This is a genomic window from Microbispora catharanthi (genome assembly GCF_006334915.2).
In the GTDB taxonomy this organism is placed as follows: domain Bacteria; phylum Actinomycetota; class Actinomycetes; order Streptosporangiales; family Streptosporangiaceae; genus Microbispora; species Microbispora catharanthi.
On the sequence record NZ_VDMA02000004.1, the window covers coordinates 316,727 to 338,089 of the forward strand.

Sequence of the window (21,363 nt, forward strand, 5' to 3'; positions counted from 1 at the left end):
GAAATCCGCTAAACCTCTTACGCCTGCACCGAATCAGGTTGCAGCGCGTCAGGGCCTTGGGGGCGGACGTTCGGGCCGCAACGGCCCCCGTATTTATATGCCAGCAATGAGCGTCTATTCGGTCGAAGTGATGACGCTCGATTGGCTCAGTCTGCGCTCTGGGCGGGCCTGCTTTGAGCCCGTCAATCAATAATGCGAAAGGAGTCTCTGAGTGAACGAATGGGAGATCGAGGAACTGGTGATAGAGGTCGCCGAGCATCTGGACGGCTTCAGCCCTCTGGTGCGGCCCGGTCATCCGGCCTACCTGACGGGACCGGCCGGCGCCCGGCTCGTCGTGCATCCGATCTGGAATCAGCGGAGGCGGATTAGGGTGCTCGGTGTCTACCCCGGCGGCAGCAGAGGAACGCTTCCTGGCCTGCGGCGGCATGAGATTACGGTGACGGCGGCGCGAGGGGCGAAGTTCGTCGCGAAGAGGATCGAGCGCCGCCTACTGCCCGACTACCGGCGAGATCTGCTGGCCTGCCGCGAGCGGCTGGCAAAGAGGGCGGCTGAGAACGGCACGCGGGCCGAGATCGTCGAAACCCTGGTAGAGCTGCTACCGGAAGCCTCACTCACCGAGAACGAGCGAGAGACCGTCGTCCGGTGGCGCCTGGACGGCGCTTCCGGCTCGTTCACCGTGTACGGCGACACCACGAGCGCAATTGAGATTCGCGCGGCCGATCGTGAATTGACCGAACGCATCGCCTACGCCGTACAGCATCGCTCCACGTGACCTCGCCCGAGCTTCGGCGCTCGCGCTGGAGAGGCGGGCGAATCCGGAAAGTCGACCTACCGAAAGTATCGACAGTATTGAGGGCACCGGCTACGGCCGGTGCCTTTTCATTTCCATCGAAGGGGAGAAAAAACATGTCCAAGGAGTCTCTGGAGTGGTTGAACGCCAACACCTTGATCGGCTTCACCGAGAAGCGTGGTACGGCCTGGCACTACCGGGCGAGCATGCAGGGCGAGGAGCCGAACCACTATCCAGGCCCGATCCCTGTGGACGACGTCAAGCGGCGGCTGTTCGGCTGGGAGGCGCTGAGCAGCCCGGTCTACGTGGAGGACCCGCGAGGTGGGCTCGCCCAGGTGCCCGGAAGGCAGGCCATCCTATGCAGCGACAACGGCCACGTGATGGGCATCTTCTCCGATGGCTACGAACCGCACCCCTACGTGGAGTGGCTCATCAACACCGTTTCCCGGCTCCTCGACGCCGATCTGTCGATCGGCTCCGCCGGGCTGCTCAAGGGCGGAGCGGTCGCCTGGGTGTCGGTCGAGGTGCCCGAGAACGTCATCACGCCGGAAGGCGTCGAGTTCCGACCCCACCTGTTCGGGGCGACGTCCTTTGACGGCTCGCTGGCCACGACGTTCAAGCGAGCGGTGACCAACATCGTCTGTGACAACACGATGGCCGCCAGCCTTGCCGAGCGCGGGCAGCAGGTGAAGATCAAGCACTCTCGGCATTCGAAGTTCCGGCTCGCCGAGGCCCGCGAGGCGCTGCACATCGTGTATGCACTGGCCGACGAATTCTCAACGGCGGTACGCGAACTGTGCCGCGTTGAGGTCACCGAGCGGCAGTGGCAGGCATTCCTGGACGCCCACGCACCGATGCCGCGAGAGCGAGGCCGCAGCCGCACCATGGCGGAAAGTAAGCGAGACGCCCTGGCCAAGCTCTGGAACCACGACCTCCGAGTGGCTCCGTGGCGTGGTACGGCCTGGGGCGTGGTCCAGGCGGTGAACACTTTCACGCACCACGAGCAGAACGTACGCGGCGCCGAGCGAGCTGAGCGAAACATGCTCCGTGCGGTGACGGGCGGCATCGACGAGCTCGACCGCGGCACCCTGTGCACACTGGGCGCCGTGCTGGATCAGCCGCTCGCCATAGCTGTCTGACATCACACTCACCCGGTTCCCCGTACCGCAAGGGGCGGGGATCCGTAGTCAACGGAAGGAGGTTGCGTGTTCCCCAAACGCTCCCGCATGCAAGGGCTGCCAGCACCCAGCAAAAATCGTCGGAGCGTCGGCCGAAGGGGGCGCCGCAATCCACGCTCGCGTGAGAAATGGCGTCGGCGGACGGAGCAGCGAGGACTTCGCGCCCGTAGGGCACGTGGTGTGAGCCGTTCGCAAATCTGCCATCACGGCGGGACAGATCGGCGCCCGTGTCTTCGACGCGCTGGAGGCCACCAGCCGTCTGAGGTGCCACCGCAACGGTAGAGCTTCTCCGGGATCTGCCCCTCGTACGACCGTTTCTGAAACCCTGGTGCACTGTAAACGCCGCGAGCGAGGGGGCCAGAGGCGACATGAACGAGGCGACCGCGCATCTACTGTTCGACGTGGTGGAGCGTCTGGAGAAGAACATCGTGGCTCGCGAGTGCCCAGCGATCATCGCGCTCGAGGGCGGGCGGAAGCTGATTCTGAGCGATTACGACTACCTACGCGACAGCGCGACTGCGGCGGCGTTCGAGGCCAGGGCAGCTGAGAAGGCGGTTGAGATCGACGCGGCTCGATGGGTGCTGGCGGTTCCACAAGTGTGGGTGTTCAAGCCGCCGAGCACGATCGCAGTGCGAGCTGTCTCCAATCACCCTCTCCGGGAAGGTGAGCAGGAAGCCATCACCTGGATGAGCTTCGACCGGGGTGACGGCGTCGACTACGGGCGAGTCGCCTACGCGCGTCGCCCCGGCGGAGAGCCCGTCTTCGAGGAACCAGAGATCTTCGAAGTCGGGATCCGGCCGAGGAACGAGATGCCGGGCTTCCTGCTGTTGCAGCGATGTCTGGGAGAGGAGTGAGGGCCGGCTCGCAAAGAACCGGCCCTCCGACCAACTTCAACTCTGTGATCAAAGGCAGATTGAGATCGGTCATCGCGATCCTACGACCTACACGTTGCCATCGCTGAAGATTTAAGGCTCATGGAGCACCCCGATGTCGCGCCAGACATGCTCGTAGTTTTCGTGCACCGAACGGACCCAGGAAGGCACGGAGTTCCATTCAACGGTCACCTCGCGCTCGCCCCAGGCGACCTGCACGATCCGGCGATCACCGGCGAAATCGACGACCAAGTCACGGCGGAGGAACAGCAGCTGCCCGCGCCACGGTTCCTCTACGCGGAAGATGGCCGAGGCACGAGTACCGTCCATGCCGACGAGATCCAACGTGCCGGGCAGCTGGCGAAGCCCGAAGCGGGCGGCGAACTCGAAGGACGGCACGTCATAAGACCGCTCCAGCTCCGTCGGTGAACCGCTTTCGCCCGTCGCGAGTTCCACGGCTACCTGGCCGATCCCGATGCCCTCCTCCCGCCAGTCGCGGCGCAGTGCTGGACGGGAGTAGGACTCATTGTCATCGGCGTCGAGACGCGCCTTGAATCTGGGGCTCCAAGGCATCTCTCCGGCGAATACGTCCCGGATCATCGGGAGTTGCGGGAAAAAGTGGTTCCCTGGGTACTCGATCCTGCTGGCGAGTTCCAGTGCGGAGTTCACGTCGGCCGGCTCCAGCAAGAGGGTGCGGAAGAACCCAAACACCTTCCGCCCGTCGTGCCGATGCTGCAGAAAACCCTCGACCAGCAGCCATTCGTTAGTGACGCCGTAGATACGGTCGGGTGACCACAGCTCCGCTGGCACGTTCACCGCACCGGTGCGGAGCCAAACCTCGTCGTCCACCGGACTAGCAGGTGCCCAATCCGGTAGCTGGACGGGCGCCACCGGTGGTTCATCGGGGCAGGTAGGGTCGATGTCGGGCGTCACGTGGCGCCCGCCTCCAACCCACCGATCCCGCTTGTGCCCGGCCTCAGAGAGACGGCCGATTAGCTCGTAGTAGGCGATCCACCCGTATTTCTTGCCGTAGCGCTCCACCTTCGTGCGTGTAGACCCGAACCGTCTCGCAGCCTCAGCGATTGCCCGGTCGATGTCGCCGAGCGTCGCGGCACGCCACCCAAGTTCCCAGACGCGGGCCATGACCTCGCCACGCGCTCGACGAAATTCAGCGTGGTCGAAGTCGTAGTTGCGTCTGCCCTCGATGACGGACCCGATGACGTAGTTCTCAAAGTCCATACCGAAGGTGCTGTCGCACTCCTTGGCATTCGGGTCGTCGTCAGCCATCACCGGTGCAGTCGGCACAGTCGCGAACGTCAGCGCGAATGGATCGATCCCAGTGGGTACCGCACCGGGGTGGAGAGTCCCGGCGAGCTCGTAGGTTGCCCGTACGTAGCTGCGCAGCAGCTCATGGGATGTTGGGGACGATCCGCCGGCGAGGAATCGGTTGCGCAGCTCGACAAGCCACCCAGCTAGCGCATGCTCGAACGGCCCGCCGGGATCAGGCATCTGGTGAGCAGTGGCGGCACCGAACGCGGCACCGACGACGCGTTCAACCACATATGGGTCGTCAACATCGAGCATCCGGGTAGCGAGATCGAACAATCGCTTCGGTTCCGGTCGGCCATAGCGCTGCAGGGCCTTCGTAGCCAGATCCCGCACGTCCCTATTTGTGGACGTCAGCAGCCACGCCATCGCAACTGCATCTAGCTCGTCGGCCTCGACCCGGTCCAGGCTTCCGGTCCAGCGCCTGATCATCTGCTTCAGGTTGTCCACAAGTAGGTCATCGGCGCGATGGCGGACCCATTCGGTCCATTTGCGGTCACGTTCCGGAAGAGGCAGTAGGCGGAGGACCCGGTCGAGGAAGTGGGCGTTCAGGCGGTGGGCGGGAGATCTGCGGACCTCCCATAGCCGGTCGAACGGATGTTGGCGCCTGTAGCCGCGAGGCCCAGAAGTCCTCCAGTTCCTCGTAACGATCAGCGTCGCGAGTTGGTCGACGGTCTGGTCATCGAGGAGCTCGGACTCCGAGTCGAGCTCCTGGGCGAGTACCCATGATCGGTGCTGTTCTGGGGCGAGGCGCCAAAGGTGGTGCGCGGCGAACCGGCGTGGCACCAGCCCGACAAGGCTGATGGCGACGTCTACGCCGAGGGGATGGCCATCCTTGTCGAGGAGGGATTTCCACATAGTCGCCTCCGCGAGCCGTTCCTCGACCTCGGCGTAAGTCATGCGCACAAGGAGCGCATCAGCGATCAGGTAGCCAGCGAAGCGGTCAAACAGAATCCCCGTTTCGGTATCGTCACCGCCGTTGACCTCATCGCGGAGCAAGACCCCTTCCTCTTCAAGACGCCGGAACAGGCTCTCATCCCAATTAGTCTCACCAGCGTCGAGGATTCCCCTTGCATCATCGGACGGGAGCCGACGGACCCCGCGTGCCCACAGCTCCCGAGCGAGCTCAGCGAGACGCCGCTTGATCTGGTCAGCCGGTACCGGCTTGCGGGCGGGGTCCTCGGCAAGGCGTTTGGTTACGGCGTCGCGGTACAGCTCGAACACACCAACCATGGATGTCGGGAGCGCCTCCACTCCGACCGGCTGCTTGCGGAGGGGGTTTGCGGCTTGGCAGTACATACGGAGGAACAGTGGGTAACGGAACATCCGAGTCGGCAGCCACGCACCGCGGGCGTCGATCAAGTAGTGGTCGAAGTAGGCGGCAATGAGGTCGTCGACCTCAGTCCGGTTCCATTTGAGATCAAGCTTTATGGCTGTGTCCGGAAGAGCACGCTCAGCTAGCGCCTCACGGAGAGTGACGATAACCAGAACGTTGGGGTAATGGTCGAGTGCTGGCGTCAGCTCATCAAGGAGCGCACGCCATTCCGAGGGTCTCTCGGCCTCGTTCAAGCCGTCGAGGATCAGGGGGATCCGAGTGCCGGCACGGCCGCCTGCGGAATTGAGCGCCAAGATGAGATCCTCGAAGCGATCAACCCTTAATCCAGGGATCCGACGCGCCAGATCGTCCAGGGTCCCACCGGCCCGCAGGTGCCCGCCCTGGATGAACACTCCAGCTGTCGGTCGTTCGGTCGGCGCAGTCAGCTGGGCAGAAAGGTGGGTCTTGCCCGTTCCGGCAGCGGCAACGATCGCGGTCAACGGGGCCTGCAGATCCGCGTGCAAGTCCTGCAGCCAACAGACGACGTCACGGATTTCCGCAGCGAGGCCGGTGACAGCAAGGGCAGCTGGCAGGCGCCGCTTCCTCAAGCCGAAGACGAGCGAGCGCAGCTTGCGAGGCGATGTCGCTGGTGGCTGCTGATCGGCGATGCGCTCACGAGCCTCCGTTGGCCGACGGTTTCGCGCGGCTTCGGCGATGGCTCGCAGGTCATCGACGAACCGGTCCAGGTCATCGACGACTCCCTGAGCATCTACGCGGGTCGCGTCATCGTCAATGGCGGGCAGTGCGTCATGGAGTGCCTCAGTACGAACAGCGATGGCGGCAATGTGCTCATCAAGCCAGTCGAACGACGCCGGATGGAGTAAGGCCCGCTCAATCCGGTGCTCGACATGGTTCGAAGTGTGCAGCGGCGCCATCCACCGGGCCTTGATTGGGGCGACAGAGCGCTTATGAGCCTGTGAGAGCGCGTCCGGAGACAGGACGAGCTCTCCGAAGAAGGTGGAACGGAGCTCATCGAGCCCGGACAACTGCGCATCGAAGTTTTCCGCCGCCCACAGCTTCGTCGAGATCCCCCTGGCCGATCCAAGATCATAAATCCAGTCCACGTCCTGCTTCGCGGGACGCTGGGGAAGGCACAGCACGAAGTCGGTCAACCCCGCAACGTGCTTGCTGGCCTTCTCGAAGGATTCCTCAATCTGCGTCCGCTGGCCCGGGGTGAGCTCGTTTCTAGGCCCAAGGATGAACCACTTGCATGACCATCCCCATACCCGGCCTGGATCCCCGAGTTCACCGCGGTGTTCGACTCGCAGGTAGAACTCGACGCCCGGCTGCTGACGCCGCTCCCGGAGAGTGCCCAACGCGCCAAAGCGACGGGACACGATCGCTCGTGTGAGCGCCTCGAAGTTTTCATCGGCTGCACCCCGCAAGAGCGCCAGCTCGGTCAGGTCCAGCGCCACCTCAGCCGCCCGCGGCCTTCCGCGGAGTCCCGTCCTCATTCCAGTCATGGCGCGAGAACACTTCGACCCGTGCACCAAGGTGAAGGAGCACCTTCAGAAATCCTTGAATTTCGGACTCCTCAGTCCAAATGCGGATGATTGATCCGTTACGTTCGACCGAGTGGTCGAAGGCGTAGATGTCGACATCGGATCGCCCTAACTCATAGAGCTTCAGCCTCACCAGCTCGTCAACGAGAGCGTCAGGCATACGCTCGTCCCGGCACCGCCAATCATCGTCGGACCGTTCGGACTCCGCGAGAGCCTTCAGCGCCTCCATCCGCTCGATCGCCGCCTCCGCACCGGATACCGATTCGAACTTGCCGATCAGCACCAGATCCATCGAGTGCTCGGAACCGTAGCTGTGCCAGATCTTCACGCCGCCTCCCTCAAGGCTTGGACGGCATCCAGAATGGAGCCCTGGATCGGCGTTCCCATTGACGCGTACGCGTTGGGTCGGAGGACACCGGTCGCATCAACGTGCATGTGTGCATCAAGAGGACGTTCACCGGGAATAGCCTCAACGGCCGGCACCGAGGCTTCGAGCCCAGAGCGTGAGATCGCAAGCCGAACCTCGGTCCTGGCCGTTCGTATCCAATGAACGAGGCGCTCCGCATCGGTATTGGAGATACCAGGCGTTGCCGGAGTCGGCTGCTCTGGTAGGAGCAGGAGCTCAGATGCTCCGACGCTGGCGGCGAACTCGACGAGATCATCGAGCTCGCCGATCGTGTCGGCGTTCACAACTGTGTTGATGCCGATCGGTGCCACTGAACGAAGCAGGTCGGCAGCGGAAATCACCGCCGTAAATGGCCGATGCCGGAGCCGCTCGTAGGTGGCCCCGACCCCGTCCACGGACAGACGCGCGAAGTGCACCGACCCTCGCAGCGCATCAGCGAGTCGCGGAGTCAGCCGATGTCCGTGCGTCGTGAAGGTCACCGCCATCGACGTCGACTCAGCGATCTGAGCGCAGAGCTGGGCAAACCGACGGTAAGCGGTCGGTTCCCCGCCTCCGAAGCCAACACCCAGGCACCCGGCGCCGTCGAGCTCAACCGTCCAGGCGACCACGCGGTCTATATCGAGCGTGGCGGCATTCTTGGGCGCATAACAGTAGGAGCAGCGAAGCTCGCAGGCGTTTGTCAACGCAATCGATAAGTACCGAGGAGCGCGGGAGACCTGCTCTGCGGGCACCTCCACCTCATCGAGCAGGACGTTCAGCCCGGAAACCCGGTCGAACAGGTGCACGCCAGCTTCGGACAGACGGATCTTGCATATCATCGGCACCAGGATGCCACTGCTCCGGAGACCACGCATGCCGTCGGTGAGCGTTCGACTGATGAAGGTTTCCCGGCTGTGGCCGAGACAACAGATATGGAAGGCGTCCGCCTATTCGGCCGGGAGCTGATCCTGAGGGCGGTAAAATCGCGCTGTGGCTGCCTAGCCGACGGGTTCTTCGCATAGGCAGTGACGTGCTGGTGGCTGACTGGATCGGATGAGAAACGGTCGCACCTTTGAAACTCACGTCACGCGGGTCTGACGGCTCCGATGAACTCTCGCTCCCGGCTTGGTACGCCTGCCCAGGTGTCGACGCGCACGGTGCTGCCGGTGAACGGCGCGTGGACCATGCGAGTGGCGTCGATCGCGATGCCGACATGGTGGATCGTCGCGGGGCTAGCCGGGTTGGAGGCGAAGAAGATCAGATCTCCTGGCCTGATCTGACTTCTGGGCACGTGGATCCCCGCGTTCCATTGCGCGGAGGTGTCTCCGCCGATCCGGGCCCCGGCTCTGGACCAGGCGTATTCGGCCAGGCCGGAGCAGTCGAACCCTCGCGTTCTGGCACCGCGACCAATGCCGAAGCTCGGCCCGGCCGGTCCGCCGCCTCCCCAGGAGTACGGGGTGCCGCGCATGCGCAACGCCGCCTGAACGGCGATTATCCCGCGCTCCGCTCCAGCCAGTGCCTCTGCCGGGATCTCTCCGGGCGATAGTTCCGCGCACAGTCCGGCGGCCGCGGGCGGTGTTTCTCGGGGCTGCGTCGATCTCAGCTCGGACGCTGAGGGGCTGGGGTAGTTACAGACCGCGCTGGCCGAGATGGCCGCGTACCGCGCGCCTCCTGCCAGTCCGATTAGGAGGGCAATCCCTGCGACGAGGCTGGCGCCTGCGGCGAGGATCTTCGCCAATGCGGCTTCTTCGATCAAAGGCGCTCCGCTGCGGGCTGAGGCCAGTGCTCAGCGAGTTCGGCCAGGCGCAAGCGTGCTTCTCGGCGGTTATGGGGCAGCCAGATGGGGCCCTGCGGGTCAGCGCCGGCAACGGCCGTCGCGCACGGCACCCCGGTTTGAGCCGCACCGAGTTGTAGCCGGCCGTGAAGGGTGCTCTCCCTTCGCCTGGAGGCGGTCAGGAACAGGACGGGGGTGGTGATTCCGGTGGCCGCCGTCAGTGCGGCGTAACCGTGCAGCTTGCCCAGCACCCGGTCGAGGGTCTCGGTGCCGGTGTCGTACTCGAGGAAGAAATCGACGGTGTGGCCGTTCTCGGTCCACCTGCCGTAGGCGTCGGGGCGGACGTGCTTGCCCCACTGTGCGGCACAGCGCGCCTCTGGCCACCAGGTCTCGAGGCGACACCCGTTCGTCTGACGGGCGGTGCCATACAGGCGGGCGAAGACGTCGTTGACGCCGACGGTGTGGGCGAGGCGCTGGCTGTAGGCCACGGCCAGGGCGCGGTCGCGGCGGTAGCCAAACTCGCTCAGGTCGACGCCGTCCTCAGTGGCGAGTACGGCGGCGCCGGATTCGCCGAGCACGTAGTGCCAGGGCGCTGAACCGACGGGTGGCTTGGGCCGGAAGCGGTCCAGGACGCCGATGCGGTGCAGTCTGACCAAGCGGTGCCGTGCGGTGATCGGGTTGTCGAAAGCGATGTGGGTGATCTGGTGTCCGGTCAGGACCTTGTGGGTCCAGACCAGGCGCAGCAGGTGGCGGTCGCGGCTGGTCAGCTGGGTGGCGAGCGAGGCCAGGACGCTGGGTGTGTAGTGCTCGTTCATGTGTTCTCTCCGTTTCTGGGCTGCTGTCGTGGGTCGTCGTGCGGAAGCACTTCGGGCTGGGCGGGGGTCCGGCCGTGGGCTTTGGCGGCGGCGGCGCGGACGCGTCGCGCCAGGTCGGGGTCGGGAACGGGCAGTGGCCGCGTGCGCAAGGTGAAGGGCGGGGTCTCGGCAGAGCGGACGACCAGGCGGGCGGCGGCCTGGAAGGCGCCGAGATTGGCGAGGTCGTGCCGGGTCAGGTACGGGCTGAAGTGGTGCTCGACCTCGCGGGCGTCTTCGGGCGAGAGCGAGAAGTAGATCTTGTTGCGGGCGTCGGAGCTGATCGCCTGGCACAGGTCTCGGGGAAGCTGCGCCAGGTGTTGGTGGGCGAGCACCATGGACAGCCGGTAGGCGCGAGCCTCGGCGAGCATGTCCGACAGGGCGTGCGGGAGGTTCAGGAAGTTCTGCGTCTCGTCCACGTACAGGGCTGAGGGCGCGCGGCTGCGGCCGAGTCGAGCGCGGTGGGAGGCGGCCTGCCATACCTGGGCCAGGAGAAGCGAGCCGAGCAGGCGGGCGGTGTCGTCGCCGAGTACGCCTTTAGGCAGCCGGGCGAGCAGGATCTTGCCGTCCAGGACGTCGCCGACGTCGAAGGTGGACTGGGCCGAGCCGAGGATGTCGCGGACGAACGGGCGGAGCAGGAACGCCCGCAGCTTGTTCATGATGGGCGCGGTGACGTGCGCCTGGGCCTGTTCGGATAGGTGCTCGTACCAGTTCCAGAACCCCATCAGGAAGGGGTCGTTGAGGCGTTCAGTGAGCTGCTTGCGGTAGAGGGGGTCGGTGAGCAGCGCGGGTATGTCGGCAAGAGTTCCGCCGTTACGGGAGAGGGTGATGGCACAGCCGCGCAGGATGTCGTCGCTGCGCGGGCCCCAGGAGTCGGCGTAGATCTTGTGGAAGATGCCGACGAGGTTGTCTGCGAGGGTTTCCAGGTCCGGGCCGCTCAGCACGTTGAGTGCCGGCCGGGGTTGGCGGTCGTCCGGGTCGATCAGAGCGATGCGCTCGCCTGCTTCTTCAGGGATCAGACCGAGCAGGTCGGCGATGAGGTCGCCCTTTGCGTCGACGACGGCGACGCCGCGCCCGGCCTCGATGTCGGAAAGGATCATCTGGGCCAGCAGCGTGCTTTTGCCGGTGCCGTTCGGGCCGAGGACGTGCACGTGGTGGCAGGAATCGATCACACGCAGAGCGACCGGCCGCTCGTGACCGGCGTCGGCCAGGCCAAGCACCTTCCCGTTCTGGGCGACCTGCGGCGAAGGCGCCACCGTGTTCGCTCCGGCTCGTTGCAGCCCAGGTACGGCGGGGTCCATCGGCAGATGCGCGAGTGCGGCCAGCTCAGAGACCGACAGGAGGTAGCCGCGCCCGAATCGGCGGGAGGCGAGGTGGCGAGCGGGGAGCGGCAGGCGGCGCCGCTCCAGATGATTGTGCCCGGAGAACAGAGCGAATGCCGAAGCGATCGCATGCGCGCGACCTCGGATGATCTTCCGGCGTGCCTTGCGCGCTGCCCGGTCCTTGCCTTCGTCGAATTGGACGGCGTAGCGGACGGCGACCTCGTATCGGGGTTGTAGGGCCTTGTCCCTCATGGCGCGGGCCTCGGCGTACTGCTCCAGACGGGCAGCGTGATCCTGCAACCCATGGTTCGGCTGGTGGTGAGCGCGAGCCGGGCCCGGCGCGAAGAGGTCGAGTCCGGCTCGCAGTAGGAAGACGGGAATGCCGCCGGCACCGCCGGAAAGACGGCGACCGGTGGCGGGCCTGGCGAGGATCTGTACGGCGGCGTGCTGCCAGCCAGGCATGCCCACCGCGGCTCCGAGGAGGGCGCGAAGAGGGTCGTGGTCATGGTCGTGCCGGAGCGGCAGCCGCTCACTGCGTGCGATCACCAGGTGTCCGCCTGTGGCCTGCCCGCTGAGCGGCATCGGCGGAGCGGCCTCCACGACGGTGGTGCGGGCGGACGGCCAGGCGGCTTCGATCGCGTGGTCCACCAGGTGCTGAGGGACTGTGCCGGGGACCCACATCCGGATCTGGACTCCGCCGGTGCCGAAGACGTACTCGAATGCCAGATGCGGCTGGCCGAATAGGATGCGCTTCCAGGCCGGGCGCAGGAGTCCGAGTAGGTTGCCCCACAGTGCCTCGGCACCCGCCATGTCTGCCGTGGGCGGGGCGAAGATCTCCACGCATCGTGCCCCGTTCGTCGCGGCGCGGTGGCGGAGCCGTACAACCAGGACGTGGAGCAGTTCGAGGGTGATCACGGCGATCGAGAGCGCGAGAGCGAGCTGCCAGACGCGGCCGCTCACCCAGGCCAGCAGCCAGACGATGAAGGCATCCGGATCGTACAGCGGACCCTGAATCATCGTCTTCACAGGTCGTCCTCCGCGTACTCGGCGAGTTCCTGCGGGGAGGAGGTGACCAGGCGGTGTTCCTGCTCGCTGGCCAGGACCTGGAAGGCAACCCGGGACGCGCCGGAGTTCGCCGCCAGCAGGCCGAAGCCGCGCTCGGCGGAGAGCAGGAGGTGGCGTTCGCCGTCGGACAGGCCGAAGGCGTCGCTGACCGCGTCGATGGCCTGGGGAGCCTGCCGAAGCAGAATCTGGGTGGCAGAGTTGGCGATGATCGCCTGTCCGATGTCGGAGCCGAGCAGGTCGGCAGCGTCCTGGGTGACCACCGACAGCCCGGCCCAGTGTTTGCGGGCCGCCTTCGCCATCCGAAGCAGGAACTTGGCGCCCTCGGGGTCCTTCATGAGCAGCCATGCCTCGTCGACCACGACGAGGCGCGGGCGACGGTTGCGCGGGTCGGAGACCCTTCGCCAAACGGCGTCCAAGGTGAGCAGGGTGCCGACGGCCTTGAGTTCCTCGGGCAGGTCCCGGAGGGAGAAGACGACCAGGTGAGAGTCGGGCTGGGTGGTGGTGTGGCCGTCGAAGAGCTGGCGGTGACTGCCAGTCACGTACGGCGCGAGACCTGCCGCTATCTCGGCGGCCTTGGGGTCGTCGTCTCTGGTAAGCGTGTTTGCCAGATGGCTCATGAGGGGCGGGCGCTTCTTCCATGTGCGCTGGTCGAAGGTGATTCCGACCTGCTTGTAGGCGGCGAGGATCGCTCGATCGAGTGCCGCCTTACCGGCGTGGTCCAGCGGCCCGCCGAGCATGACCGCGATCAGTGTGTGCAGGAAAAGCGAGCGTCGGGTCAGCGGGTCCCCGTCCCGCCGCCCCTCAAGAGGCAGATCGAACGGGTTGAGCCGGACGTTCGGCGCGCCCAAATGGAGGTAGGCCCCACCGACGGCCGTACACAGGCGGGCGTATTCGTCTTCGGGATCGATGACCGCAACCTCGACCCCGGCGTAGAGGGATCGCAGCGCTTCCAGTTTGGCCAGATAGGACTTCCCGGCCCCGCTGCTGGCGATGATGGCCGAGTTGTGGTTGGGCTGGGCGAATCGGTCCCAGGCCACCAGGGACGGGCTGGCGGCGTTGGCGCCGTACAAGACGGCGGTCGGTCCCAGGTCGGTGGTCAGGTCCGGGCTTGTGAACGGGAACGCCGCCGCGAGCGCCGGGGTGTCGAACGTACGGCTGATGGCCAGGTTGTCGAAGGCCAGCGGCAGCGAGGACACCCAGCCCTGAAGCTGTCGGAAGGCGACCTGCCGGGCATCCAGCAACAGCGACGCGGCCAGCGCTCGTGCCTGGGCGCACGCCTCGTCCAACTCATCCTGGGTAGCGGTGTGGACGGTGAGATAGATCGAGACGCGGAACAACTTGGCCTGACCGCGCGCGATGCGGGAGGCGAGATCCTGGGCGTCTTCTGCCGCGACCTCCACTCCGGGATCCAGAAGCCGGCCGTGCTGCTGGTCGCTGCGCAGCCCGGATTCCAGACGCGCGAGCTGCTTGCGCAGCCGATCGGCGGCGACCTGGGACGGGACCGGATCGACATGAAGCGACACGTCCAGGCGACCGGGATAGGTCAGCAACGGCTCCAGCCAGCCGGGTGTGACCTCGCGCGGATACCCGCTGATGGCCAGGGTGGCGCACAGTGCGCCACTGATTCGAAGGTCCCGCGGCCGGACCTGGATGGCGTCCGGGCCGAACGCGGTGGCGAGGGCCGTGCGCCTGCGTGAGAAGAGCTTCACCGGTGTTCTCCTGTCGTGATGACCTCGTCTGGGGTCGCGAGTTGGTCGGTGGGTAGCGGCGGGTCGGCGGGGCCGAAGCAGGAGGCGAGCAGTGCCCGTGTTGCCGGGGCGTCCAGCGGGCGGACGGTGAGTCCGCAGCCCGAAAGCAATCGGGCGGCCTCCTCCAGGCGGCGCAGCGCCCGGGCTGATGCCGCGTCCCGGCCGCCCGCCCCGGCGCAGGGCTCCCGGACGACCAGCAAGACTTGGCGGCGCAGCAGGTCGTGCCTAGCCGAAAGGCCGGTGAGGAAGGCCGCGTGCTCGTGCGCGGCGGCCTTCAGCGCGGAGTGAGGAAGCGCACCAGCGCTGTCCACCAAGTTGTTGATCGTCTCGCTGAGGTCCACCGGCGCGGCACGGATGAGGATCTGGACCGGGCCGGACAGTGAGTTGAGCCAGCGGCCGAAACTTGAGACGAGGGCGTCCTGCTCGTCCGGCGTCCGAAGGGCGAAGTTGACCGTGGACACCTCCGCCACGGCGGCGACCCCGTCCGGCCCGAGATCGATGAGCCCGTCATCGGCCACTCCTCGCGCCGGAAGGCGTAGCGGCGCCAGCCGGGGAACGGGCCTGGCGGCTATCCACGCGGGAGCCGGAGGAATGTTCCCTGATTCGGAGACCAAAGCCTTCGCGGAACGCTGGTGGCGGAGCGCGGACAGCACGTACCGGTCGAGACTCACACCGTCACGCCGTCCGATCGCCAGCAGGATGCCGGTCAGCGCCATCGGCAGGGCCCCGACGCCGTACGCCATTAGCGGCACGTGCTCTCCGAGGAGCATGTAGGCGGCGTACAGCAGGCCCGCGGTGCCGCCGAGGATGGCCACCTGCCGGGCGGTGAAGCCGCCGACGATTCGGTCCTCCTGGTCCACATCGGCGGGGATGCGTACCGGCTGCGCCCAGCTCATCGGTTGTCACCTCCGCCGGAGGGGCGGCCATGCCGCTGCGGCCCACGACGGCCAGGGTTCTGAGGCCGGTCTATGCCGCCGGGAGCCGGTGCACCAGGCGACTGGACTGGCCATCTGGACGTCGATGGAGTGGATTGGGCGCGGAGCCAGTACATCTGCGCGAGCCCTGCTGGGCCGTTGGCGTAGTAGGTGTCGCGCGGGTAGCCGTACACCGGCGTGGTGGGGCGAATCGGGACCGATGGCCGCAGCGGCGTCGGGTACTTGCCCTGGGCCGGCGGACCGGACGAAGGATGCTTGACCGGGCCGGGCTGCGAGTTGCCAGGATTGCCGGGGCGGCGAACTGCCCCGGGCGCGTGGTGGGGCTGGCCGGTGCCGCCCCTGGCCGTGGAGGCGGTGGTCGCTGTCGTGGCGGCAGCCGTACCGGCGGGACCTGCGGCGAGTGCGGGCTGCGCCCTGCTCGCCATGGCGACGGGCGCACCCCTGGCCCTGCCTGAACCCCTGCCGCCGCGTGCACCTCTGCCGAGGTGCAGAGCGTTCACGACCGGAGAGGTGAGCTTGTAGGCCAAGGCGTATTTGACGATCCGTGTGACCGTTGAGCCGCGGCCGGCGGTCTGGGCAAACACGCGGCGGGACACCCAGCCCGGGATGCGTACCAAGATGATCAGCAGGCACAGGACGAGGACCAGGTTGACGAGCTGCCCGGTCGGCATGAGCCCGAGCAGGAGACGGCCGTCTTGGTTAAAGAAGATCCTCACCGCCATGACCAGCGTGAGCGACTGAGCGACCTGCACGATCAACAGCCCGGTGAAGGCTCGCCACCAGAACCGGGTCAGCCCGTCGGTGTACGGCAGCGCAAGGCAGGCCAGCGCGAGCGGCGCGGCGACCACCAGCAGCACTATCAACGCGGCCCGCATGACGAACGCGATCAGCAACAGGATCAGCAAGATGACCGCGACCAGCGCGAGCAGAATGTAGAAGATCTCCTGCTGGCCGGGGACGACAACCAGGAGGCGCAGGGTCGCCGCTGCGCGCCTCTCGTCGAAGTCCTGGCCGAGCAGCGCGTGTGACAGGGGGTTGGCGAGTTCGATGGCCTTACCGCAGATGCCGAAGCTGACGTTGACGGCCAAGACCGCGACGAACAGGCGCGGCAGGACCTCTTTGACCGCGTATCGGGTCTGGACCGTCTCATGCCCCATCGCGGTGATCGCACCGATCGTGGCCAGCAGGACGAACCCGGTGTTCGCGATGGCCGCGGTTGCCTTCCAAAGGTCGAAGACCCTGCCGCTGCCGGACACGTCCGGGGTCGACAGCAGTGTCGCGGCCAGCACGTCCAGCAGCGGTTTGATCGCGAGCGCGACCAGATTGGCGAACCAGGAATTGATCTGGCCGTTGATCCAGTCGCCGATACCGAATCCGGACCCGGGACTGTCGACCGGGATGTCGACTGGTCCGGGCATTGACGGTGAGGGCGAAGGAGACGGCACTGGCATGGCGCTCGCGGTTGCCGTCATGGCGGCAATCGACACCGTGACGACGGCCGCCGTGATGATCAGTAGCACGGCCGTACGTGGAAATGAGAGGCGAACGACTGCCGCCGTGGCAGCGGGCCGGGGAATCGCGGCAGCGCGGAACGAGGCGTCGAGCCGACTGACGTTGGCTGAGCCGGTGACCCGGGGCCGGGGTGAGGAGGTCATCGTTCTCACCCGACGACGCGCTTGAGGATGCTCACGAAGAGCGGAGCCAGCACGGCCAGGGCGTAGCCGAAGGCTGCCGCCTTTAAAGCCGCCTTGGCCTTCTGGACCTCGCCGGGATCACCGCCGGCGACGAGGTAGCGAAGCCCGCCGATGGTCAGCATCAGCGTGGCCAGCGTCGCCAGCAGGCCGATCAGCCAGTTCCGCAGGTTTGTGAAGACCGCGTTGAGATCCGAGGGAGCGGCGGCCACCGGGGAAGCAGCGAAGGCACCGGTTGCCACTGCGGCAATAACGAGGATGGCGATTGCCGCAGTGGCCAGGCCCCAGACGGCGATTCCCGGCGAGGACGGTCTTCTGCGGCAGGGACGGCTGCCGCTGGCATGCCGTACCGGATGCCGCTGCCGGGCGGCGCGGTGACAGCGGGCCACGACAGAGGGGTGGTTGGGAGAGAACCGCGCGGAGCCAGGGGTTGTGTCCCTGCCTCCCTTCGGGTCGGTTGCTGTTTGCGCATCCGGAGTTCCCTGGCTCCGCGCGGAAGCCGAGTGCGCTTCTCCCGGGATCGGAGAAGCGGTCAGGGGAAGGGTGGCGGGTTCGCATTCCTCCCGCCGCAGGGCGTTGATCAGCGGCAGCTCCCGGCGGTTCTGCTGCCCACTCACCGGGCCGCGGTCCCGCAGCGGCACGTTCTCAAGCCGCGTCAGACTGATCAGCTCGGCGTCGAGCTCGCTGAGTACGCCTTGGGCCACTGCGTCGATGAGCACCAGATCGGGGTGGTACCAGGGACGCGGGGGAGGCATCGGCTCGCCGGCCGCACAGCGGCGCTCAGCCGTGGCCGCGATGTGACGCCGGGTGCGCTCACCCGCGAATCGGGCTGCCTCGCACAGCCGAGCACGTATGTGGGGCAGGCCAGTGTCCACACGGTGCAGGGCCCGCAGGAAGGCCGCCATGATCGCGATGTCGACGTCCACGGGGTCCCCGCGGACCAAGTCGCGGGTCAGCGATATCGCGATCGTGTGCAGGGCCGGCATGGCCATGCCGACGGCCGCGACCGTCCAGCTCGAGTTGGCCTGTTGGGCGCGTGCGACCAACTCCCGCCAGACGGCATCCCGCGCTTCGTCGGTGACGGTCCGGCTGGTGAGCAGCACGCGCAGCTCCCGTAGGCAGACCGCTCCCCGGGGCAGACCGGGGGCGAGTGCCGTGCAGTCCAGTGACAGGGCGCCCGGGCCGGTCGTCAGCAACCGGAATGACGTCTCCGCGGTGTCCAATGGTGATTCGGTGAGGCGATGCGCGCTCATGTCGTGCTCCGGGTCGAGAAGGAGTTCGTGGTCTCGAAACCGGTGTACGCGCCGCCTCAGAAACGGCTCAGAGAAAAGCCGGGTAGTCGCTCAGAAATTTCTCAGAGCCTCGGCATTCTGAGTAGCTCGACGGCTTCTGAGAGCGACCTTCTGAGCTCAGTCGCCCGGCTTCTGAGCAGACTCTGAGCCTGCTGCTTGCCTGGTAGCACGCCACAGGAGCCGTGCTCACGGCCTCGGCGGCCCGCATCCGGAAAACGTGTCCCGACAGATCAATGGAGAAAAGGAATGGCATCCAGAAGAACGCCGGCAGCGGCGGCCTAGCCGCAACGAAAAGGCCGCGTCTGCTGATTTCGCCGGTCGCGCTTCAAACCGCGAGGGCGTTCACCGCTTGGACGCACCGCTACCTCGCCCCACCGGCCGCAGCGGAGTTCGTCATCGGCGTCCAGACCAGCGACACAACCCTGGTCGGCGTCGCCTTTGTCGACAGGCCCGCCTTCTGGGCCTTCGACGTCGGCAGTACGGCTGAGGTCGTCTGCCTGTCCACTGACGGCACGCTCAACGCCTGCTCGGCCCTGCTGGGTGCCGCCTGGCGGGCCGCCCAGGCTGAGGGCTACCGGCGCCTGATCGCCTACACCCGTTTCGACGAGCCCGGCACCAGCCTGTGCGCGGCCGGCTTCCGGCTGGTCCCCAGCCCGCTCGGATGGGACACCAGCCGTACCGGCGAGGTCGCCCGCGTTCTGTGGGAGATCCGGGTCGCCGGAGGTCGCGCATGAGGAAACTGCGCGCGCCGTACTGGCGCGACGAGCACGCGGCGATCTACCACGGGGACGCGCGCGAGGTGCTGACCGAGATGGACGAGGGCTCGGTGGACTGCATCGTCACCAGTCCGCCGTACTGGGGGCTTCGGAACTACTGCGAGGGCCAGTCCGGGCAGGAGGCCACGCCGGAGGCGTACGTGGAGAACCTTCGGGTCACCTTCGCTGAGGCCCGAAGGGTGCTCGCCGACGACGGCACCTGCTGGCTGAACCTCGGGGACTGCTACGCGGCCAACTCGGACGGCTGGGCCCGCGGCAAGCACTACAACGGGCGCCAGCCTGAGGCGCGGCCCAAGGCGCGGCTGGCCGTGCCGCCGAAGAACCTGCTCGGCATGCCGTGGCGGGTCGCCTTCGCCCTCCAAGAGGACGGCTGGATCCTCCGCAATGCCATCGTGTGGAGCAAGCCGAACGCGATGCCGCAGTCGGTCCGGGACCGGATGTCCAACCGGTACGAGCTGATCTTCCTGTTCGTCAAACAGCAGCGGTACTGGTTCGATCTCGACCCGGTCCGCCAGCCCTACACCGGCGACCGCCCGATTTCCAGGCGGGCACGAGCCGGGGGCAACAAGCCGAACAGCATCACGACGGCCTGGCCTCCGAGCGGCAAGTATGGGGAGGACTCGCTTGGCCCACGGCACGGCGCGGCGATGCGGCCCACGGGTGCGCGGCATGCCGCCGCGCACCCTAACGGCAGGAATCCTGGGGACGTCTGGTCAATCCCCACTCGACCGCTGCGGGCGGCTCACTTCGCGGCGTTCCCGGTCGACATCCCGCTCAGGGCCATTGCCGCCGGCTGCCGCCCCGGCGGCACCGTCCTGGACCCGTTCACCGGCAGCGGCACCACCGGCATTGCCGCCCGGCAACTCGGCCGGAAGTTCGCCGGCATCGAGCTCAACGCCGACTACTGCGAACTCGCCCGAACCCGGCTCTTCGTTGCCGCGGAGGCAGCACTCCCAGCAGGAGGCCAGGATGACTGAACGATTGCAAAGGACCTGTTCAGAGCTCCGTTCGCAGGCGTACGCTGCAGGGCTTGTCCGCGCTGCTACCGGAGGCAGGGGGATCGGAGAGGCCGTCCGTCCTATCGGCGAGGGCTCACGCGACGCTCGCTCTACGGTGCTCGGTGCTGCTTGGTGCGCCGTCCGTTGGACGTCAGTCCCACCAGAAGGTCCAGGTGTTGATGCCGATCAACTCCTCTGCATAGGACCGCAGTGTGCACGGACTGTGCCCCTGCTGGATGTTGTCCGGGCAGAACGCGAAATGCTCCGCAGCCACGTGCAAGGCGTGCTCCAGCGTGCGGGGCGGCGCGGCCACGCTGAGGTAGAGGGTGTCGAATCCGACCGCGACCACGCGCGCGCCGAATCGGCTCTCCCAACTGCGCAGCATCGCAGACAGCGGCGGTGTATCGCTGTAGTTGCACGGTCCTGTCCAGCCGATCGCAGTCAGGGCGTCCGCGCCGCAGGCGGCCGGCACCAGGCCCAGATGACCGCATTGGTCGTCGAGCTGTTTGGCATACCAGTCAGCGGCCTCGGCCGGATCCGCGGTGGGTTCGCCGGGCGGTGCGAGGCCGGGGCAGTCGCGGCGGAACGGTTCGAGATCTTCGAAGTCGTAGTCGTTTTCGTCGTCATCCTCCGCCCATTCCGCCCATGCCTCCGCCATGAAGCCGGCGGCGTCGTGCTCGTCGATCTCAGACACAGGCATCGGCGTCAGCTCGCCCTGTTCCCACGGCCGGTCATCGCCGCCGCTCAGGTCGTGCAGCAGGAGCAATGGCCACAGTCCCGACCGAGGGTGCTCGGCGTGGAAGGCGGCCCAGATCTCACCGTCGACCGGGTGGTTGCTCATCCAGAAGACCGGCGTGTGCGACAGGGCTTCGGCTTCCTCGCCCTGAAAGGGCGGATCCGCCGTCATAAGACGTCCATCCGGGAGAGGGACCGCCAAGCTGCGACCTGGGCCGCCGTCGGGAAACAGCCGGGGGAGTTCCGCAGGGAGCAAGAGATCGTCCATCATGCCGGGTCCTCACTTATCGACGGGTCGCGAATCCCCCTCATCGGGGTGGTACCACCGACGGAACCGTACGCATGGGGACCGACAAGTCCGGTGATCACGTCTCGTTTCAGCACGCAGCCTTGTCCTGCGGACAGGTGCGCGATCCCCGACGGCGGAGCCAAGAAGGACACTCCATGAAGCCGCTGACCCTGGCAGAGGTGCAGGCCCTGCCCGCCGTCATACCGCTCCTTCTGGCGGCTCGCGCTCTGGGCCTGAGCAGGAATACCGCCTATCGCCTGGTCCAGCGGGACGAGTTCCCCTGTCGCGTCATCAAGGTCGGCGACACCTATCGCGTGCCGACCATCGAGTTGCTCGTCCTGATCGGAGCCGACAAAGAGAACGTACACAGCACCTTTGGCTCCAACGCTTGAAAGTCCGCAGCCTATGAGGGCCCCGTCGCTCAACAGACGGGGCCCTCCATGATTGCGAGGCTACGAG

17 protein-coding genes are annotated in these 21,363 nt (G+C 66.7%); 6 read left to right on the forward strand and 11 right to left on the reverse strand.

What is annotated here, in order from left to right; translation table 11 throughout:
* Positions 1-211: 211 nt before the first annotated feature.
* From FH610_RS09725 to FH610_RS09735, 3 genes are all read left to right on the forward strand, one after another.
* Positions 212-772, forward strand: coding sequence for a hypothetical protein (locus tag FH610_RS09725; protein ID WP_139573970.1), 561 nt, complete (start codon positions 212-214; stop codon positions 770-772).
* A 158-nt stretch (positions 773-930) separates the two neighbouring features.
* A complete protein-coding gene (locus tag FH610_RS09730) occupies positions 931-1,929 on the forward strand; it encodes a DUF932 domain-containing protein (RefSeq protein WP_205825655.1) in 999 nt (332 codons plus the stop codon).
* A gap of 407 nt (positions 1,930-2,336) precedes the next feature.
* Positions 2,337-2,822 carry a hypothetical protein gene (locus FH610_RS09735; RefSeq protein ID WP_139573971.1) on the forward strand — a complete coding sequence of 162 codons (486 nt, stop codon included), beginning with the start codon at positions 2,337-2,339 and terminating at the stop codon, positions 2,820-2,822.
* Between the two features lie 111 nt (positions 2,823-2,933).
* Here FH610_RS09735 and FH610_RS09740 read toward each other — a convergent pair whose 3' ends face one another.
* The 10 genes from FH610_RS09740 to FH610_RS44345 form a co-directional block, all read right to left on the reverse strand.
* Positions 2,934-6,956 carry an NACHT domain-containing protein gene (locus tag FH610_RS09740; protein ID WP_139573972.1) on the reverse strand — a complete coding sequence of 1,341 codons (4,023 nt, stop codon included), beginning with the start codon at positions 6,954-6,956 and terminating at the stop codon, positions 2,934-2,936.
* A 1-nt stretch (position 6,957) separates the two neighbouring features.
* Positions 6,958-7,371 (reverse strand): DUF6375 family protein, encoded by a 414-nt coding sequence (locus FH610_RS09745; protein WP_139573973.1) that lies wholly within the window; start codon positions 7,369-7,371, stop codon positions 6,958-6,960.
* Positions 7,368-8,267, reverse strand: coding sequence for a radical SAM protein (locus FH610_RS09750; protein ID WP_161627961.1), 900 nt, complete (start codon positions 8,265-8,267; stop codon positions 7,368-7,370). Before FH610_RS09750 ends, FH610_RS09745 begins: the two co-directional genes overlap by 4 nt.
* Positions 8,268-8,512: 245 nt before the next feature.
* A complete protein-coding gene (locus FH610_RS09755) occupies positions 8,513-9,184 on the reverse strand; it encodes a C40 family peptidase (RefSeq protein ID WP_139573975.1) in 672 nt (223 codons plus the stop codon).
* Positions 9,181-10,017, reverse strand: coding sequence for a replication-relaxation family protein (locus FH610_RS09760; RefSeq protein ID WP_139573976.1), 837 nt, complete (start codon positions 10,015-10,017; stop codon positions 9,181-9,183). The genes FH610_RS09755 and FH610_RS09760 overlap by 4 nt, the downstream gene beginning before the upstream one ends.
* Entirely contained in the window at positions 10,014-12,392 is a 2,379-nt protein-coding gene (locus FH610_RS09765; RefSeq protein ID WP_240808879.1) for a type IV secretory system conjugative DNA transfer family protein, read from the reverse strand. Before FH610_RS09765 ends, FH610_RS09760 begins: the two co-directional genes overlap by 4 nt.
* Before the next feature lie 5 nt (positions 12,393-12,397).
* On the reverse strand, positions 12,398-14,149 hold the full coding sequence (locus tag FH610_RS09770; protein WP_139573978.1) for a VirB4 family type IV secretion system protein: 1,752 nt from the start codon (positions 14,147-14,149) through the stop codon (positions 12,398-12,400).
* The gene (locus FH610_RS09775) at positions 14,146-15,084 is read right to left on the reverse strand and encodes a PrgI family protein (protein WP_139573979.1); all 939 of its coding nucleotides are present in this window, start codon (positions 15,082-15,084) and stop codon (positions 14,146-14,148) included. The genes FH610_RS09770 and FH610_RS09775 overlap by 4 nt, the downstream gene beginning before the upstream one ends.
* Positions 15,081-16,643, reverse strand: coding sequence for a conjugal transfer protein TrbL family protein (locus tag FH610_RS09780; RefSeq protein WP_139573980.1), 1,563 nt, complete (start codon positions 16,641-16,643; stop codon positions 15,081-15,083). The genes FH610_RS09775 and FH610_RS09780 overlap by 4 nt, the downstream gene beginning before the upstream one ends.
* Before the next feature lie 140 nt (positions 16,644-16,783).
* A complete protein-coding gene (locus FH610_RS44345; RefSeq protein WP_240808861.1) occupies positions 16,784-17,917 on the reverse strand; it encodes a hypothetical protein in 1,134 nt (377 codons plus the stop codon).
* A gap of 371 nt (positions 17,918-18,288) precedes the next feature.
* Between FH610_RS44345 and FH610_RS09790 the strand changes: the two genes are divergently transcribed.
* Together FH610_RS09790 and FH610_RS09795 are read left to right on the forward strand one after the other, a co-directional pair.
* Complete coding sequence (locus tag FH610_RS09790; protein ID WP_139573981.1) at positions 18,289-18,840, forward strand: XF1762 family protein; 552 nt, start codon at positions 18,289-18,291, stop codon at positions 18,838-18,840.
* On the forward strand, positions 18,837-19,859 hold the full coding sequence (locus FH610_RS09795) for a DNA-methyltransferase (RefSeq protein ID WP_205825656.1): 1,023 nt from the start codon (positions 18,837-18,839) through the stop codon (positions 19,857-19,859). The genes FH610_RS09790 and FH610_RS09795 overlap by 4 nt, the downstream gene beginning before the upstream one ends.
* Before the next feature lie 172 nt (positions 19,860-20,031).
* Here FH610_RS09795 and FH610_RS09800 read toward each other — a convergent pair whose 3' ends face one another.
* Entirely contained in the window at positions 20,032-20,787 is a 756-nt protein-coding gene (locus FH610_RS09800) for a DUF4253 domain-containing protein (RefSeq protein WP_240808862.1), read from the reverse strand.
* 272 nt (positions 20,788-21,059) lie between these two features.
* On the opposite strand from FH610_RS09800, the gene FH610_RS09805 reads away from it, so the two are divergent.
* Entirely contained in the window at positions 21,060-21,296 is a 237-nt protein-coding gene (locus tag FH610_RS09805; RefSeq protein WP_139573982.1) for a helix-turn-helix domain-containing protein, read from the forward strand.
* The last annotated feature ends 67 nt before the right edge of the window (positions 21,297-21,363 follow it).

Bases quoted from the DNA above. Each gene is read 5' to 3' on its own strand.
- FH610_RS09735 (WP_139573971.1), top strand. From the start codon at position 2,337: ATGAACGAGGCGACCGCGCATCTACTGTTCGACGTGGTGGAGCGTCTG.
- FH610_RS09750 (WP_161627961.1), bottom strand. From the start codon at position 8,267: ATGATATGCAAGATCCGTCTGTCCGAAGCTGGCGTGCACCTGTTCGAC.
- FH610_RS09760 (WP_139573976.1), bottom strand. From the start codon at position 10,017: ATGAACGAGCACTACACACCCAGCGTCCTGGCCTCGCTCGCCACCCAG.
- FH610_RS09765 (WP_240808879.1), bottom strand. From the start codon at position 12,392: ATGATTCAGGGTCCGCTGTACGATCCGGATGCCTTCATCGTCTGGCTG.
- FH610_RS09775 (WP_139573979.1), bottom strand. From the start codon at position 15,084: ATGAGCTGGGCGCAGCCGGTACGCATCCCCGCCGATGTGGACCAGGAG.
- FH610_RS09795 (WP_205825656.1), top strand. From the start codon at position 18,837: ATGAGGAAACTGCGCGCGCCGTACTGGCGCGACGAGCACGCGGCGATC.
- FH610_RS09800 (WP_240808862.1), bottom strand. From the start codon at position 20,787: ATGACGGCGGATCCGCCCTTTCAGGGCGAGGAAGCCGAAGCCCTGTCG.
- FH610_RS09805 (WP_139573982.1), top strand. From the start codon at position 21,060: ATGAAGCCGCTGACCCTGGCAGAGGTGCAGGCCCTGCCCGCCGTCATA.